16 protein-coding genes are annotated in these 16,148 nt (G+C 51.8%); 3 read left to right on the forward strand and 13 right to left on the reverse strand.

Annotation, left to right across the window (positions count from 1 at the left end; translation table 11 throughout):
• The first annotated feature begins 108 nt into the window (after positions 1–108).
• Positions 109–1,482 carry an MATE family efflux transporter gene (locus IEX02_RS06895; RefSeq protein WP_188692271.1) on the forward strand — a complete coding sequence of 458 codons (1,374 nt, stop codon included), beginning with the start codon at positions 109–111 and terminating at the stop codon, positions 1,480–1,482.
• On the opposite strand, the gene alr is transcribed toward IEX02_RS06895, so the two are convergent.
• Positions 1,479–2,561, reverse strand: coding sequence for an alanine racemase (alr, locus tag IEX02_RS06900; protein ID WP_188692274.1), 1,083 nt, complete (start codon positions 2,559–2,561; stop codon positions 1,479–1,481). The two genes, IEX02_RS06895 and alr, sit on opposite strands and share 4 nt — an antisense overlap.
• 129 nt (positions 2,562–2,690) lie before the next feature.
• Between alr and IEX02_RS06905 the strand changes: the two genes are divergently transcribed.
• On the forward strand, positions 2,691–3,425 hold the full coding sequence (locus IEX02_RS06905; RefSeq protein WP_188692277.1) for a L,D-transpeptidase family protein: 735 nt from the start codon (positions 2,691–2,693) through the stop codon (positions 3,423–3,425).
• 50 nt (positions 3,426–3,475) lie between these two features.
• Here IEX02_RS06905 and IEX02_RS06910 read toward each other — a convergent pair whose 3' ends face one another.
• The 12 genes from IEX02_RS06910 to ccmA form a co-directional block, all read right to left on the reverse strand.
• Positions 3,476–4,495 (reverse strand): SDR family oxidoreductase, encoded by a 1,020-nt coding sequence (locus IEX02_RS06910; protein ID WP_188692279.1) that lies wholly within the window; start codon positions 4,493–4,495, stop codon positions 3,476–3,478.
• A 3-nt stretch (positions 4,496–4,498) separates the two neighbouring features.
• Entirely contained in the window at positions 4,499–5,788 is a 1,290-nt protein-coding gene (gene tviB / locus IEX02_RS06915) for a Vi polysaccharide biosynthesis UDP-N-acetylglucosamine C-6 dehydrogenase TviB (RefSeq protein ID WP_188692281.1), read from the reverse strand.
• Positions 5,789–6,016: 228 nt separating this feature from the next.
• Positions 6,017–6,817, reverse strand: coding sequence for an MlaA family lipoprotein (locus IEX02_RS06920; RefSeq protein WP_188694034.1), 801 nt, complete (start codon positions 6,815–6,817; stop codon positions 6,017–6,019).
• Positions 6,818–6,822: 5 nt separating this feature from the next.
• Positions 6,823–8,034, reverse strand: coding sequence for a c-type cytochrome biogenesis protein CcmI (gene ccmI, locus IEX02_RS06925; RefSeq protein WP_229702173.1), 1,212 nt, complete (start codon positions 8,032–8,034; stop codon positions 6,823–6,825).
• A 2-nt stretch (positions 8,035–8,036) separates the two neighbouring features.
• A complete protein-coding gene (locus IEX02_RS06930) occupies positions 8,037–8,495 on the reverse strand; it encodes a cytochrome c-type biogenesis protein (RefSeq protein WP_188692286.1) in 459 nt (152 codons plus the stop codon).
• Positions 8,492–9,061, reverse strand: coding sequence for a DsbE family thiol:disulfide interchange protein (locus tag IEX02_RS06935; RefSeq protein ID WP_188692288.1), 570 nt, complete (start codon positions 9,059–9,061; stop codon positions 8,492–8,494). The genes IEX02_RS06930 and IEX02_RS06935 overlap by 4 nt, the downstream gene beginning before the upstream one ends.
• Positions 9,058–11,037 (reverse strand): heme lyase CcmF/NrfE family subunit, encoded by a 1,980-nt coding sequence (locus tag IEX02_RS06940; protein WP_188692291.1) that lies wholly within the window; start codon positions 11,035–11,037, stop codon positions 9,058–9,060. Before IEX02_RS06940 ends, IEX02_RS06935 begins: the two co-directional genes overlap by 4 nt.
• Positions 11,038–11,040: 3 nt before the next feature.
• Entirely contained in the window at positions 11,041–11,517 is a 477-nt protein-coding gene (ccmE, locus tag IEX02_RS06945; RefSeq protein WP_188692293.1) for a cytochrome c maturation protein CcmE, read from the reverse strand.
• Positions 11,517–11,747, reverse strand: coding sequence for a heme exporter protein CcmD (gene ccmD / locus IEX02_RS06950; protein WP_188692296.1), 231 nt, complete (start codon positions 11,745–11,747; stop codon positions 11,517–11,519). The genes ccmE and ccmD overlap by 1 nt, the downstream gene beginning before the upstream one ends.
• A 1-nt stretch (position 11,748) precedes the next feature.
• On the reverse strand, positions 11,749–12,495 hold the full coding sequence (locus IEX02_RS06955; protein WP_188692300.1) for a heme ABC transporter permease: 747 nt from the start codon (positions 12,493–12,495) through the stop codon (positions 11,749–11,751).
• A gap of 23 nt (positions 12,496–12,518) precedes the next feature.
• On the reverse strand, positions 12,519–13,184 hold the full coding sequence (gene ccmB / locus IEX02_RS06960) for a heme exporter protein CcmB (protein WP_188694037.1): 666 nt from the start codon (positions 13,182–13,184) through the stop codon (positions 12,519–12,521).
• A complete protein-coding gene (gene ccmA / locus IEX02_RS06965; RefSeq protein ID WP_308422482.1) occupies positions 13,184–13,837 on the reverse strand; it encodes a cytochrome c biogenesis heme-transporting ATPase CcmA in 654 nt (217 codons plus the stop codon). Before ccmA ends, ccmB begins: the two co-directional genes overlap by 1 nt.
• A 158-nt stretch (positions 13,838–13,995) precedes the next feature.
• On the opposite strand from ccmA, the gene IEX02_RS06970 reads away from it, so the two are divergent.
• The gene (locus IEX02_RS06970; protein ID WP_188692305.1) at positions 13,996–16,146 is read left to right on the forward strand and encodes a flagellar hook-length control protein FliK; all 2,151 of its coding nucleotides are present in this window, start codon (positions 13,996–13,998) and stop codon (positions 16,144–16,146) included.
• Positions 16,147–16,148: the final 2 nt, after the last annotated feature.

Below are 16,148 nucleotides of genomic sequence, written 5' to 3' on the forward strand. Positions count from 1 at the left end.
CCCAGGCTCAGACATCCGATACCTGTTGAGCAGCTTACATTTGTTAGTCAGCGCCCGCCTATTAGTGATAATGTCAGCCTCTCACCACACACCGCATCTAGGAAGAGCGTGAAAGATCTCACCCAACATAGTATTCCCAAACATCTGCTGACGCTGTCAGTGCCAATTGCAGTGGGTATGCTGGTCCAAACTATGTATTTTCTGGTGGATCTGTATTTTATCGGGGCACTGGGCGACGCGGCTATCGCCGGTTTGTCTATGGCTGGCAACTTTATGTTTATCGTATTAGCCCTGACTCAGGTGCTCAACGTTGGTACCGCCACCTTGATTGCGCATGCCGTTGGCCGCAAACAGCAAAGCCAGGCAAACCTGGTTTTCAATCAATCACTTATGCTCTCCGGGTTTTGCTTTCTCGCCGTATTATTACTGGGCTATGCCCTTGCCAAGCCCTACCTGCGCTTGGTCAGTGATGACCCGGCCGCCATTGATGCGGCGTTTACCTACCTGTTGTTTTTTATGCCTTGCTTGGCGATACAGTTTCCTATCACGGCGATAGGCGCCGCGCTCAGAGGTACCGGTATTGTTAAGCCCACTATGTTGGTGCAATTGTCCTCTTTGGGGCTGAATATTGCCCTCTCCCCGGTTCTGATAAGTGGCTGGGGAACCGGCCTGGCACTGGGTATTGCCGGTGCTGGATTGGCCAGCAGTGTATCGGTTCTGGCTGCCTTGGCCATGCTGTACTGGTATTTCAGTAAACTGGAACGCTACGTCAGTGTCGACCGGTCATTGTGGAAAGCAGATACAGGTCTGTGGCGGGATCTGCTAAAAATCGGCTTACCCTCAGGGGGTGAGTATCTGATTACCTTTGCTTTTATGGCCATGGTGTACTGGGCTATCCAGGGCTTTGGCACCGATGCTCAGGCCGGATTTGGCTTGGGTGTAAGAATAGTACAGGCGTTGATATTGCCGGCCTTAGCCATTGCCATGGCAGCACCGGCCATTGCCGGGCAGAACTTCGGGGCAGGTCAACAGCAAAGAGTTAAACAGACTTTCTACTGGACGGTGCTACTCACCAGCACCCTGATGCTGCTTCTAAGCATACTGTGCCTTTGGGGACCCCACTGGCTCTTCTCCCCCTTTACCAGTGATGTGGAGGTACTTGCCTATGCCTCGGGCTTTATTGCCATCACTTGTTGGAATTTTGTACCAACCGGCGTGGTAGCTACCTGCTCCGGTATGTTTCAGGCACTGGGTTATACCCTGCCCGCCTTGCTGGCCAGTTTTGTCAGACTCAGTCTATTTGGGCTGCCCCTGTTGGTAATAGTCAACTGGGGCCACTTAGCCATTGAACAGGTTTGGTATCTATCCGTTACCAGTGTCTTTATTCAGGCTCTACTTTGTCTGTGGTTACTCAACAAAACTGCCCGAACGCGCCTGATAGTTAAAACAACCAGTCCGGTGGACGCGACAGCAGCGGCTTAATCCCGCAGATAGATTCTCTGCATCCGCTGGGTTACCCGGGTAAGCAGCTCATAGCCTATGGTATTGGCATGGGCCGCCACTTCATTGACTGGAATATTTTCTCCCCATAATTCCACTTCATCACCGGCTTGAACCTGAGGGATATGCGTTACGTCAATCGTCAGCATATCCATGGATACGGTACCCACTACCTTAGCGCGCTGACCATGTAAAAACACCTCACTGGCGCTGTTGATCAAACGTGGATAACCATCGGCATAGCCTATTGGCAGCGTCGCGATACGACTTGGCGTGTCGGCCTGCCAACGGCAGTTATATCCCACCGTTTCACCAGGTAAAACGTCCCGTATGGCCATAATCTGACTAGTCACTGTCATCGCTACCTGCAATCCCAGTTCGGCGGCTGACTTACCGGCGATAGGCGAGCTGCCGTACAACATAATGCCTGGTCGGTTCCAACCTACCGCCGACTGAGGCAATGTGGTTAGCGCGGCACTGTTGGCCAAACTAACTTCACAGTCCAGATGCGCCGCCAGAGCAAACAGTTGTTGCATTTGATGCATGCTAATGGGTGAGTCCGGCTCTTCGGCACAAGAGAAGTGGCTGGCCAGAACGGGTTTGCGCTGCATCAGCCGGGTCAGCTTATCAACCCAACTCTGCGCTTCCACCGGCGTTAACCCAAGCCTGTGCATACCGGTATCCACTTTTAGCCAGCAGTGCAGGTCTGGAACGGGAGATAAAGCCGTTAAGGCTATCAATTGCTCATTGCTGTGCAGCAGGGGCCAGAAGTTATACTGTGCCGCTAAGCGCAGCTCTTCTTCCCCACTTAGTCCTTCCAGGATCACAATAGGTTTGTCGATACCAGCCGCTCGCAAGCTCAGGGCTTCATCAATAAAAGCCACCGCAAATGCCGGCACATGAGGCTCCAGATAGGCAGCCACATCAACCGCACCATGGCCATACGCATCCGCTTTTATCACCGCCAGTTGCTGCGCTTTTGGCGCGAGCTTTACTGCCTGTTGGTAATTACTGAGGATTGCCGATAAATTAATTTTGGCCTGAGTCGGACGGTGGTGCATTGAGTTTCTACATGAAAGTGGCTAATGGAATATTAATTTATCAAAAATGAATACAAATTAAATATTTTATTCACAAGGGGAGTTGTTCTATTATCGAACATACCTCTCTAAGCGAATGGGCAGAGTAACATGAAACACTATAAGAAACTTCTCCCCTTAACTGCCTTGCTAGCAAGCAATTTCGTCCTGGCTGACTGGCAAGTACCAAATGATGTTGAGCAACTGGTAGTGGTCACCACCCAAGACTGGCAGGCCATTCAAGGACAAATGCAAGTCTACCAACGCCAGGATGGTCAGTGGCAACAGGTCGATATCAACACCCCGGTTACTATTGGTCGAACCGGCATGGCCTGGGGCATTGGCCTGCATCCTGAGCAAGAAGGGCAACAAAAACAGGAAGGCGACGGCAAAGCGCCGGCCGGTGTGTTTCGTCTGACCACAGCCTTTGGTTATCAGGCCCTGAACAATCTGCATCTGCCCTATCAACAAATGCAGTCCAGTCACTATTGCATGGATGTCAACGGCTCGCCTTACTATAACCAAATAGTAGACACGCAGACCGTCGGGGAAAAGGCCGTTGAGGGCTCATCAGAAGGTATGCGTCGCGACCTGCACAATGGCGACGATCTTTATAAAAAAGGCATAGTGGTGGAACACAATGGGGGCAATATCTCCGGCGCAGGCAGTTGCATATTTATGCATTTATGGCGAGCTGAAGATAAACCGACGGCGGGCTGCACGGCAATGCCGGAAGGTGCCATGGATAAACTGCTGAGCTGGCTGGAGGAAGACAAACACCCGGCCTTGCTGCTCTTGCCACAAGATGAGTATCAAAAACGTCGTAGCGAGTGGGTACTCCCTTAAGAAGCAATATACACAGGCTGACTGAGCGTCAGCCTGTCCTTCGCAGTTGATTAGCCAACGTTTTCCACATACCAAGGCATAGTCAGACTGATACCTTCAAAAATACGGTATTGAGGCGCGTAACCCAGCAGGTTTTCGGCCTTGCTGATATCGGCCTGAGAATGACGTACATCACCTGGGCGAAAATCACGGTATACCGGTTGTTTGGCATAACGCACGCCTTGCTCATCCAGCGCATCTTTTATTGCCTGGAATAGCTGGTTCAAGGTAGTGCGGTCCCCTACCGCCACATTAAATACTTCGCTGTTATCCAGCTCGGTCGTGGCGGCCAGCAAGTTCGCCTGGATCACGTTATCGATATAGCAAAAATCGCGACTGGTTTCGCCATCGCCGTTCACCATTACATCTTCGCCCAGTTTCATGGCAGCGGTCCATTTAGGGATCACAGCTGCATAGGCACCATCGGGGTCCTGACGGCGTCCGAACACGTTGAAATAGCGCAGTCCCACCGATTTAAAACCGTAAGCGCGGGCAAAGACATCGGCATATAGCTCATTAACATACTTGGTCACGGCATAAGGAGATAAAGGCTTACCAATATTCTCTTCTACTTTTGGCAGGGCTGGGTGGTCGCCGTAAGTTGAGCTGGACGCAGCATAAACAAAGGCTTTGACCCCTTCCTCTTTAGCCGCCACCATCATATTCAGAAAACCACTGATATTGACTTCGTTGCTGGTAATAGGATCATTTAACGAGCGCGGTACAGAGCCCAGCGCAGCCTGATGTAATACCCTATCGACACCTTTGACGGCCTCAACGCAGGTGGCCTTGTCACGGATATCCCCTTCGATGAAACGAAACTGTTGCCAGCGCTCCTCTCCCACCAGATTGCGCACCTCGTCCAGGTTACGTTGATGACCTGTGGCGAAATTATCCAGCCCCACAACGTTCTGCCCAGCCTTAAGCAAAGCCTCCAGCAGGTTTGAACCAATAAATCCGGCAACCCCGGTGACCAACCAAGTCTGCGGGCTATGTTTGAGTTCAGTCAGTAAGCGGGAAAATCTATCCATTCTTTACAGCCTCATGTCCGTCAGTGATTTATCCAGCGCATATTTCAGATCGTAAATGACACGGTTGCCCTTACACAAAGATGCCAGCTTTTCACTGCCCCAGTCTCTGAACTCTTTATGGGCTACCGCTAAGATAACCGCATCATAGTCGCCACTCGCCGGCTGCTCAGTCAGCTCCAAGCCATACTCATGCATCGCCTCTTCAGGGGATGCCCATGGGTCGTGAATATCCACTGCCACACCGTATTCTTTAAGCTCGTCGATAATATCAACCACCCGGGTGTTACGCAGATCCGGGCAGTTTTCTTTAAAGGTCAGGCCCAACAGCAGTACTTTAGCGCCTTGTACCTGGATACCTTTTTGAATCATGGCTTTAACCAGCTCAGACACCACGTACTGTCCCATGCCATCGTTCAGACGACGACCGGCCAAAATCATTTCGGGATGATAGCCAATAGCCTGCGCTTTATGAGTAAGGTAGTAAGGGTCAACGCCGATACAGTGCCCCCCTACCAAGCCGGGACGGAATGGCAAGAAGTTCCATTTAGTACCCGCCGCTTCCAGCACTTCAAGGGTATCAATGCCCAAGCGGTTAAAGATAATGGCCAGTTCATTAATCAGGGCAATATTAACGTCACGCTGGGTGTTCTCAATGACTTTGGCCGCTTCCGCCACCTTGATGGAGCTGGCCAAATGCGTGCCGGCGGTAATAATCTCGCGATAAATACCATCCACTAATTCACCTACCTCTGGCGTGGAGCCCGAAGTTACTTTCTTGATAGTGGAAACGCGATGCTCTTTGTCGCCAGGATTGATGCGCTCCGGGCTGTAGCCGGCAAAAAAGTCCTGGTTAAATTTCAGACCGGAAATACGCTCCAGTACAGGGACACAGTCTTCTTCGGTCGCGCCGGGATAAACTGTCGATTCATAGATAACGATATCCCCTTGCTTAAGTACCTTACCAATAGTCTCACTGGCACGGATAAGCGGGGTTAAATCGGGACGTTTGAAAGCATCAATGGGGGTAGGCACGGTCACGATAAACACATTGGCGCGACGCAGGTCTTCCAAATCACAGCTAAAGCTCAGTTGGGCAGCCTCAGCCAGCTCTTCCTTACTGACTTCCAGGGTAAAATCCACCCCGTCTTGCAGCTCTTTGATGCGTTTGGCATTGATATCAAAACCAATAACCGGTCTCTTTTTGCCAAACTCAGCCGCCAGCGGCAATCCCACATAACCTAAACCGATAACAGCCAGGCTCACATCCTGACCATTGAGCAACTGCTTTTCCATTGACTAATCCCTCAAATCCCATCAATTTTTTTTGATTTTGGCTATGGTGATGGATCTGAGTGGTAAGTCAACGGCATTAGCCAATTTTTTGTCACTGAAGAATAAAATAAACAGAGGGTTAAAGAAGAAATGAGGGCCATACCCGGAAAAATCTCCACATATCGCCCTGATAACAGAAAAGCACCTTAGTGTAGGCCCGGCATCAGTGTTAAAGCCGAGCCCCAATGACTAAAGCTGGTCTAAGTAAGCGTCAATATCGTCGTCGAGCTGCTTATCTTCCTTGCTCTGCTCTACCTTACCGTCTTTGACCTTAAATTCGGTATTCTGGAAATAGATATCCTTAACCAAGGCGTAAGGGTCTACCGCGCCATCCAGCAACTGTTCCTGATCCATCAGCTTGATACGGGTTTCCACCGCGTCAATGCCCCAACGGAACAGACTCAGAGGTAAGTTCAAGGTGTCCATCGGCCAATAAGCAGAGTCCACCAAATCGCCGACACCACCGCGCACATCGTTAGCCCCGTAAACCGGCAACATGACATAAGCACCATTACTCACGCCCCATACGCCCAGCACTTCACCGAACTCTTCACTCTTACGCTCCATACCTATCTCACCAGCGACATCAATAGTCCCCAGCAAACCAATGGTGGAGTTGAGCAGGAAACGTCCCAGGCTGACCATGGAATCCCCAACCTTGCCTTGCAACAAGTTATTCACCGAGTTGGCGGGTTCTTCCAGGTTAATGGCCGCATTGAGTAGACCGGTACGGGCAAAACCCGGCATATAATCGCGATACACTACGGCCACGGGACGTGCCACATAAGTGTCCAGATAGTCCCAGTTAAAGGTCCACATCGCCCGGTTAAAGGATTCCAGCGGATCGCGCGGATCCCCTTTTACGTCGTTATTTTGTTCCACGCCGTTGGTTTGCGCGGCAGCGGCCTGTTCCGCAGTTCCCTGACTGGCACAGCCGCCCAAAAATAAAGCGGGAAGCAATAAACACAAGCCCAAACGGCACTTGCTCATTCTCATTAATTCAGTTCCTTATCAATCAGTATCTCAGCGCGCATAAGGGTGCCGTTTTCCACATTCAACTGAATTTCCCCCTGCAGCTCACCGGGTGCAGTTTCAACATTCGCGTCCAGGGAAATACGCGCCACCACCTGCGCTTGCGTGAGACTGGATAAATTGTAGTTGGGCAACATGGCGTTAGTATCAGACAACTCTATTTCGACTGGCAGCGAAGCCAGCGGCTGTCTGATCACAGCGGCTGGCATTTTCATGCTGCCGTCGCTGCTGCGGGCAAATACAATCAGATAGCCCTGCTCGGGCAATTGACCTTGCAATGCATCGCTGATGGAAACCTGCACTAACAAACGTGTGCCTGCCCCCTCAGAAAGCTCATCAATACGCTGCTGAATAGACACCTGCATGGGATCATCGGCAGGCAACATGGCACCAAGGGCTTTCCAACTTTTAATCGCCAATGGTTTGTCGCCCAGCTGCGAAGCGGTAATGGCCAGCAGGCCAAGACTGCTCTGATTATCCGGCTCTCGCAACTGAAGTTTTGTCAAAATTTGTTTCGCTCTTTGCAAACTCTCGTCACTACCCACCATGACCAGGGCCTGACTCAAACTCAGCAAGGTGCCCCCTCGCTCTGGTTCCAGGCTAAGAGATTTCTCGTAGGCTTCAATGGCACTGTCTAAGCGGCTCAGGCTGGCATACAAACGCCCAAGCAGTAGCCATCCCTCAGGGGCGTTGGGCTCAGCATTCAATTTAGTGCGCAAGGCCAGCGCAAAACGCTGCAGCTCTTCTACTGTTACGCTAGGATCGGCTTCCACCACAACCCGTCGTCCCAGTTCAGCCAACTGTGAATTTGCCGTCTGCCAATCCTGCAAAGACTGAATTTCATTCGCCTTCCAGTAGCTGACTGCGCTGACAATCACCGCTAACACTAAACCGATAATAAGCACCCACTGACTACCTGATGCAGAACCGCTAAGATGCTGACCTTGCTGCTCTACCGCCAACGCCAGCTTCAGTTCTTGCTCAGCCGTAGCCAGGTCTTTTGCTTCGATAAGCCCTTCTGACACTTCACGGCGCATTTCATCAAGACGCTGGCGGGTTAACGCCACATTCAAGCCTTGTACATCTACCGTCGAGTTAAATCGTTTTCCTAACCAGGGCCACCCCACCAAGAATGCGGCCAATACAGCCATGACCGCAACAGCAATCCAAAACATCGTCAAGGGTTGTTCTCCTGCGTTTTATCATTGTTTAACAGCTTCTCAGCCTTGGCGATGAGCGCGGTATCCAATTCTGTGGCCGCGTTTCGACGCCGCCAGACCACCATACCAACAGAGCCGATGATGAACACAACAGGCACTAACCATAAAAACAGCGTGGCAAAATTAATTGGTGGCTGGTAGTAAACAAAATCACCGTACCTGACTCTCATGTAGTCGATGACTTGGGTTTTGTCTTTACCTTCTAACACCAACTGATAGACCTTGCGCTTCAAATCCTGCGCCACCAGCGCATCAGAGTCGGCAATATTCTGATTCTGGCACTTAGGGCAGCGCAGTTCTTCGGTCAGTTCTTTAAACAGCTGACGTTGCTGCTCGTTGTTAAACCCATACACCTCTTCAAATGCCGATGCGTAAAGCGGAAGCAGCAGTGTCATCACCCAAAGTAATCTGATCATTGGCTCAACTCCTGATAAAGAGGCAGAAATTTGGCTTGCCAAACCCGCTCATTCAAGTCGCCAACATGGTGCAAACGCACTTTGCCCTGGCGATCGATCAAGAAAGTTTCCGGCGCCCCGGTTACCCCAAAGTCCATGGACGTATCCCGTGATTCATCGAAAATGTTAAACACATAAGGATTACCCAGTTGCGACAGGGTTCTATCAATATCCGCTCGGATCTGAGGCAGACTCTTACCGCCAAAATCAGGATCCATATTCTGCTCGTAATACAGACCGACGATACGCACGCCCTGTTGGCGAAGCTCGGTTAAAAACGGCAGTTCAATGGCACAAGTCACACACCAGGTACCCCAGACATTGAGCAGGGTGAGTTCGCCTTCGAAGACCTCAGGGCCATACTCGATGGACGCATCCATCACATCCGGCAGGCGAAACTCAGGTACAGGTTGTTCAAGCAAACTGGATTCTATTTCCCGTGGATCTGAAAATAGCCCCTGCAGTAAAAAAACCACGATAAATAAGAACAGCCCTAGCGGCAGTAAAAACAAACCGACTCGCTTCATGCTGCTTCTCCTGCAGCTGACACCTTGTGCTCTCGCACCTTAGCCAGCTTGGCCATTCGATAGCGCTTATCACTCATGGACAGCAACCCGCCAATCGCCATCAGAGCGGCGCCTCCCCATATCCAACGGATATAGGGTTTGACATACACCCGCAGCGCCCAGTCTCCGTTGTTGAGCTGCTCACCCAGCGCCACATAGAGATCGCGGGTAAAACCAGGATCGACTGCCGCTTCGGTCATAATATTGCGCTGTACAGTGTAAAAGCGTTTTTGCGCTTCCAGATGACTGACCTTACGGCCGTCTTCATACACATCCAACTTCGCCACATGACCCGAATAGTTTGGCCCCTGAAGGGCTTCCACGCCCAGGAAACGGAACTCATAGCCCTGCAGTTCAATACTGTCTCCCGGGGTCATTCGCACATCTCGTTCGACGCTGTAACTGGTTACCATGGCGATTCCCATGATCATAGCGGCAAAGCCCAGGTGCCCCATCACCATCCCCCAGTGACTGGGTGTCAGAGACGTCAAGCCAGCCAGTCCTTGCTTAGACGCTGACAAACGCTGACGAATTTCCTGCACAGTAGCAATGGCAATCCACACCGACAGGGCCATACCAAGCACAGCCATATAGGACAAACCGTCGCGCCCCATATTCAGTAGCACCACGGCCACCACACTCAGTCCCAATCCAGCCAGCATTTGGTTACGCAGGGCCGCGACCGGTTGATTTTTCCAACGGCTCAGTGGCCCCATCACCATCAGCAGCACAAAAGGCACAATCAGGTACACAAACATTTCGTCAAAAAACGGCGCACCAATACTGATAGAGCCTAATCCCAATTCCTTGTGTACCAAGGGTAGCAAGGTGCCCATCAGCACCACCAAGGTAGCGCTGCACAGCAGTATATTATTGCCTATCAGCATGGTTTCTCTGGATAGCAACTCATGACGCCCGACACTGCGTAGCTGTGGCGCACGCAGTGCATACAACAGTAACGACGCCCCAATCACCAAGACCAACAGGCCCAGAATAAACAAACCACGGGTGGGATCTGAGGCGAAGGAGTGGACAGAAACCAACACACCGGAACGCACCAGGAAGGTTCCCAGCAAGCTCAATGAAAAGGCGGCAATGGCCAACAACACCGTCCAGGATTTAAAGGCTTTGCGTTTTTCGGTAACCGCCAGTGAATGCAGCAGGGCGGTGCCCACTAACCAAGGCATAAAGGACGCGTTTTCAACCGGATCCCAGAACCACCAGCCGCCCCAGCCAAGTTCCTTGTATGCCCACCAGCTACCGAGTGCAATACCTAAGGTCAGAAACACCCAGGCGGCCAGGGTCCAGGGCCTGGACCAACGAGCCCAAGTAGAGTCCAAACGACCAGCCACCAAGGCGGCAATAGCAAAAGCGAACACCACAGCAAATCCCACATACCCCATATACAGCAGAGGCGGATGGATAATCATGCCGAAGTCTTGTAACAGCGGATTCAGGTCGCGCCCGTCAACCGGATAGAAAGGTAACAACCGTTCAAAAGGGTTGGAGGCCAGCAGGATATACAAATAAAACCCCACGCCCACCATGCCCATAATGGCTAACACCCGGGCCAGAATATCCTGCGGAATACCACCACTGAACATGGCCACAGCTACCGCCCAGGCGGCAAAAATCAATACCCACAGCAGAAACGACCCTTCATGGCCTCCCCACACTGCGGTAATCTGATAATACCAGGGCAACAAACTGTTGGAGTTGTGCGCTACGTAAGCGATAGAGAAGTCATTGTCGAGAAAACTCTGTGTTAGGCATAAGTAGGCAAACAGGGTAAACAGAAATAACCCCACGGTCAGCGGCTTGGCCGTTTGCATCATTAACACCTGACCGCGCTGCGCCCCCCACATTGGATAGATGGCCAATAAAATGGCCATCAGCAGCGCCAGAACCAGAGAAAAGTGACCTAATTCTGCCAGCATTTATTACCCCTTGTTTCCGTATCCGGCTTCAGATGGTTTAACGTGCTTAATCCCCTTCATGGCCTCGGCCAGTTCAGGTGGCATATATTCTTCATCATGTTTGGCCAGCACTTCTTCGGCTTCGATGTGATTTGCTGCGGTTAAGGTGCCGGTGGCGACAATACCCTGTCCTTCACGGAACAAATCGGGCAGGATCCCCTGATAGCTGACTGTCACAATAGGACCGGTATCCATAAGGTCAAAGCTGACGGCCAGGCTGTCGTCAACTCTTTTCACCGATCCCGGCACGACCATGCCGCCGATCCGCAAACGCTGCCCTACCTGAGGCTTAACCCCATCTTTACCTTCAACCAGTTCGGTGGGGGTATAGAACAAGTCAATATTCTGCCCCAATGCATACAGCATCAGCCCGATTGCGCCACCGACCACTAGGATCACCGCGCTAAAGGCCATCAGCCGTTGTTTACGTCTTGGATTCATCAATCCACCTCTTCAGCAAGTTTAGAATTCGATTGCTGGCGGGCACGGCTGGCAGCAATACGCTGCTTTCTGGCTTGTTCTGTTTGCCAGCTCTTTTGCAAATGACGACGCGCACGCACGCTTTGAACTATTAACAGCACTAATGCCACCCCGCTGACACCAAAGGCCAGCCATACATAAAAGCCATATCCACCCATAGCCCAGAAGGCTGACCAACTGTCAAAGTGCATATTATTGCCCCTCTTGCTGCGTATACATTGCCTGTACCCAGGGACGATGCATTTCCCGGCGAATCATCTCACTTTGCAGACGATAAAGGCTCAATGCTGCCACCAGCAGACCCAGACCGACAATACTTATCAGCAACGGCCAAAGCATTTCAGGTGCAATAGAGGGTTTACCAAATTTTGTGATAGTGGCCCCTTGATGCAGGGTATTCCACCACTCTACCGAGTAATGAATTATGGGAAGATTAACCACCCCGACCAGGGCAAGAATACCGGCGGCTTTGGCACCTTGCTGTTTGTCTTCAAAAGATTGATAGAGCGCCATCACGCCAAGGTACAGAAACAGCAGGATAAGTTCAGACGTTAACCTGGCATCCCATACCCACCAGGTTCCCCACATGGGCTTGCCCCAAGCGGCACCAGTAAACAGGGCAACAAAAGTCACCACCGCGCCCACTGGCGCAATAGCCGCTACCGCCATATCGGCACTGCGGATTTGCCACACCAGCCCAATGAAGGCGGCAATAGCCATGCCGCTGTAGGCGCCCATCGACAAAATTGCGCTGGGCACATGCAGATAAATGATCCGGAATGAATCACCCTGCTGATAATCAGCCGGCGCAAATGCCAGGCCCCAAATCAAACCTATCGTCAGCCCCAGCGCAGCTCCGCCCCAGCACCATGGCAGTAGCTTGCTGCATAAGGCAAATGCCCGTTCGGTTTTAGCGTATGGATGTAACCATTTCCACATAGTCAGTTGCACCTAATAGTTTTTTAATTCTGACTGATCTTCAAAGCATGCGCGGTGGCTATCGGTGTCAGCGCCAATGCCAGTAACAGCAATGCCCCTATAATGGCTAGCTGGCCATTATAGGGGAGTTGCATAGACGCCGCATCCACCGCCGAGGTGGCGAAAATCAATAATGGGATGAACAGCGGCAACAGTAACAGCGACAACAGCACGCCCCCCCGCTGTAACCCCAGCGTCAACGCCACACCGGTCGCACCAACCAGGCTGAGGAGCGGTGTGCCAATCAGCAGGCTGCACAGCAGCGCCACATACATAGCAGGGGTCAGGTTCAAAAACAGGGCCAGCAAGGGCGAAATCAGCAGCAGGGGCAACACGCAGGTCAGCCAGTGCGCGGTCACTTTAACCAACACCACCGCATACAGCGGCAGACCGCTTAACATCATCTGTTCCAGCCAGCCATCGCTGAAATCATCACGGAACAATCTTTCCATCCCCAGCAACGATGACAACAACACGGCCACCCATATGACCCCTGGCGCGATCTTCTGCAACATTTGTGGACCTGGCCCCACACCAAGAGGAAATAAACTGATCACCAATACAAAGAAAATCAGTGGTTGGATCAACTCTGATTTTTGCCGGTAAGCCAGCGTCATCTCCCGGCCCAACAATCCGGTTAGTCGCGCCATCATAAGCGATACTCCAGATGCAGCTCACGCACCGGCATAGGAAAATCCAGGCTTTGGTGGGAGGTCATAATGATAATCCCCTGGTTTTGCAGATGTGCGGCCAGTCGGGACTTGAGTAATTTAACCGCCTGGCGATCCAGTGCGGTAAAAGGTTCATCCAATACCCATAACGGGCAGGACTTGAGCCAAAATCGGGCCAGGGCAATGCGGCGCTGTTGGCCGGCAGACAATTGCCCGGCGGGCAGTTCTTCCAGTCCCACCAGACCTAAGATTTCAAGCAGCGGATAAAGATCCTGACCGGCCGGCAGTCCTTGCATACGACACCAGAACCGCAGGTTATCTATGGCGCTTAACGCCAGATTCACGCCCAGTTTATGGCCGAAATAACATAATTCGCTTTGATACAGGCCAGACGTACGACGAACATCCTCTCCGCGCCATAAAATGGTGCCACTATCCGGTAGCGACAGCCCTACCAGCAAGCGCAATAAACTGGTTTTGCCTGCGCCATTGGGTCCCTGCACATGCAGCAGTTCCCCCGGCTGCATGGCAAAGCCTAATTCCTCAAACAAAATGCGATCGCGCTTTATACAGGATAAATTGTTAACCGATAGTAAGGACAAACTTAGCCTATTAGGTGGTTGGCAATTCATAACGAAATGCACAGCACAAAAACCGGCGGATAATAGCATAGACCTGCACAGTTGGGGATGTTTTCGCGGCCCTTGATATACTGATCGAGATCATCAAAAATTCCATTAAATAAGACACCTGACATTCAGCTAACCGCAATGTCTGTCGATAAGAGCCTATGTCAGATCTGCAATTATCCCCTCAATCCGCCTTACTCAATGCCATGCGACAGCTCCAGCAGGCAGGGGTAACGCTGCCTGACAAAATGATTCAACAATTAAATCAGGTCGAGGTAAAACTGCTACCTGGTAATCAGTTGATGCTGAGCCTGGCAAATCGTCAGGTGGTGATTGCTGCCAGTGAGCTTAAGGGCAAGCTACAGAACGGTCAGTTATATCAGTTACTTACCGACAACAAAGCGGGCGGACGTTTGCTGTTTTACCCTCCGTTGGAAACCGCCACAAACACTGCACGTCAGCAGTCTATTCCCCTGCATAACGCAGCACTGGATAGCTTGTTGCCCGCTATCATCAAAAACCAGCCTGGTCTGGCGGACAACCTGACCTTTACCGCGCGGGTACTCAATCAGCACACAGCAGCGCTGTTACTGGATGTTCAAGGACAATCCGTCAGGCTGGCACTTAGCTCACCTCTGCCAGAGATTCGTCCCGGTCAACAGGTGGAGGTAAGTTATCAACGCCAACAAGGCCAATGGACAGTTAAGCTGTTGGGACAAGAGCTAAAAACGGAGCTTAAGACAACGAACGCACACTCATCGCCTTCCCGTCCAGGCGCTGAACCACCGCCACTTAAAACAGTAACCACTGAATGGCCTGTTGCCCGTCAAGGCAGTGAGTTATTCCGTCAGATAATTCCCTTGAGTAAAGCGCAAATTGTGGATGTCGCACAGCTTAAGCAATGGGTCAGCCAGTTACCCGCAGCCCAACAAAAATCTCTGTTGCCCCTATTGCAAGGAGTGCAAGGAGAACAAGTGCAGTCGGCCAGACTCCATTGGCCAGCGAACGCCCAGGCACAGCTGCTGTTAACCACCCAACCACCGCTCGCCACTTTGGTGCTAGGTAAGCAAGTTCTTCAACAGACAATAACCAACCTGCAACCCAACGCGGCTTCAGGCAGCCTTGAGTCAGCTCAAAAAGCCCATGCCGGTACACCGGCGCCGGTTGGGGATAGCGCGAAAACCTTACCCACGGCGCCGCCTTTTCAGGCCGCACAAGCTGCCACGTCATTGAAAGTGGAAGGACATAATCCGCCAGGGCAGCAAGTTGTACTGCAAAGTAGCCAAGCTGGCCCCATGTCGGTGACAGAGCAGCAAGCCCCAGCTCCCTTGAGTAAAACCCAGTTGGCAGCGAGTAAAGTGGAGCCGCAAAGCCCCTTGTATCAGACACTGCAGGAACTGGGCCGTCGACTTTTGAGCCAACAGGACTCCCCCACCCGGCTGTTACATCAAATTGACACTGCACTGACCGATAATAGGTCAGTGGCAACCGACAGCAGCAAATTGCTGAACCAACTTAACCAGCATATAAAACAAAGCCTGCCCCAAGGGGCCGAGCAGGATGTCGGTGCCCTGCGCGCCATACTCACTACCCCGGCCTTAAGCCTAACGCCATTACAGTTGGTCAGTACGAACAACAATCAAGGGTTGGTGGGAGCATTAGTGACGCTGCTGCAGGTTACCCTGGCTTCCCGGCTGGCAAATCAAACCACTAAGCTACAGACAAATCAGGGACAAAAATTACTGGAAGGTTTAACTAGCCTACTGGACAACGTGCGGCCCAGTGCAGGCGCCCCACCACTGAATCAACGAAACTTGGCAGATCTGGCGCAACTGGAGCAGCGGCACCAACTGCTCAATACCCTTGGACGTCTGCTGGGTGGACATAGTCACAGCAAGATACGAGGCGCAGAGGCGCAAATTCAGGGCCAGGACAGCTTTTACTATAATCTGCCCATAGGTCAGGGAGAGGCCCGGCGAGATATCGAATTGCTGGTGCGTCGCGAACCGCCGCCAAGTAAGAAAAATAAACCTCAGCAAAGTGCAGACCGTCAGTGGCATTTAACCATGAAACTGGATATTGGTGACCAAGGTGGTTTACTGGCCAAAGCCAGGCTCTATCAAACCGAGGTGGAATTGGACTTTTATGCGGCCAATCCAACACTCAGGGATCAGGTAATTGAATTTATCCCGCATTTGAAGAAGCGTCTGACCGCACTGGGTATTCAGGTTAACCATAGCCATTGCCAGTTGGGTAAGATCCCTGAACACCTGCAGCAACGTCCCTACCAGGTATTTGAGACAAAGGCTTAAGG

Origin of the sequence: Bowmanella pacifica, from assembly GCF_014645355.1 — a bacterium.
In the GTDB taxonomy this organism is placed as follows: Bacteria; Pseudomonadota; Gammaproteobacteria; order Enterobacterales; family Alteromonadaceae; genus Bowmanella; species Bowmanella pacifica.

Excerpts from the sequence above, each read along its gene's own strand:
- ccmI (WP_229702173.1), bottom strand. The coding sequence starts at position 8,034 with ATGTTTTGGATTGCTGTTGCGGTCATGGCTGTATTGGCCGCATTCTTG.
- ccmA (WP_308422482.1), bottom strand. The coding sequence starts at position 13,837 with ATGAATTGCCAACCACCTAATAGGCTAAGTTTGTCCTTACTATCGGTT.
- IEX02_RS06935 (WP_188692288.1), bottom strand. The coding sequence starts at position 9,061 with ATGAAGCGAGTCGGTTTGTTTTTACTGCCGCTAGGGCTGTTCTTATTT.
- tviB (WP_188692281.1), bottom strand. The coding sequence starts at position 5,788 with ATGGAAAAGCAGTTGCTCAATGGTCAGGATGTGAGCCTGGCTGTTATC.
- IEX02_RS06905 (WP_188692277.1), top strand. The coding sequence starts at position 2,691 with ATGAAACACTATAAGAAACTTCTCCCCTTAACTGCCTTGCTAGCAAGC.
- ccmB (WP_188694037.1), bottom strand. The coding sequence starts at position 13,184 with ATGGCGCGACTAACCGGATTGTTGGGCCGGGAGATGACGCTGGCTTAC.
- IEX02_RS06930 (WP_188692286.1), bottom strand. The coding sequence starts at position 8,495 with ATGATCAGATTACTTTGGGTGATGACACTGCTGCTTCCGCTTTACGCA.
- ccmD (WP_188692296.1), bottom strand. The coding sequence starts at position 11,747 with ATGCACTTTGACAGTTGGTCAGCCTTCTGGGCTATGGGTGGATATGGC.
- ccmE (WP_188692293.1), bottom strand. The coding sequence starts at position 11,517 with ATGAATCCAAGACGTAAACAACGGCTGATGGCCTTTAGCGCGGTGATC.
- IEX02_RS06970 (WP_188692305.1), top strand. The coding sequence starts at position 13,996 with ATGTCAGATCTGCAATTATCCCCTCAATCCGCCTTACTCAATGCCATG.
- IEX02_RS06955 (WP_188692300.1), bottom strand. The coding sequence starts at position 12,495 with ATGTGGAAATGGTTACATCCATACGCTAAAACCGAACGGGCATTTGCC.
- IEX02_RS06920 (WP_188694034.1), bottom strand. The coding sequence starts at position 6,817 with ATGAGCAAGTGCCGTTTGGGCTTGTGTTTATTGCTTCCCGCTTTATTT.
- alr (WP_188692274.1), bottom strand. The coding sequence starts at position 2,561 with ATGCACCACCGTCCGACTCAGGCCAAAATTAATTTATCGGCAATCCTC.
- IEX02_RS06910 (WP_188692279.1), bottom strand. The coding sequence starts at position 4,495 with ATGGATAGATTTTCCCGCTTACTGACTGAACTCAAACATAGCCCGCAG.
- IEX02_RS06940 (WP_188692291.1), bottom strand. The coding sequence starts at position 11,037 with ATGCTGGCAGAATTAGGTCACTTTTCTCTGGTTCTGGCGCTGCTGATG.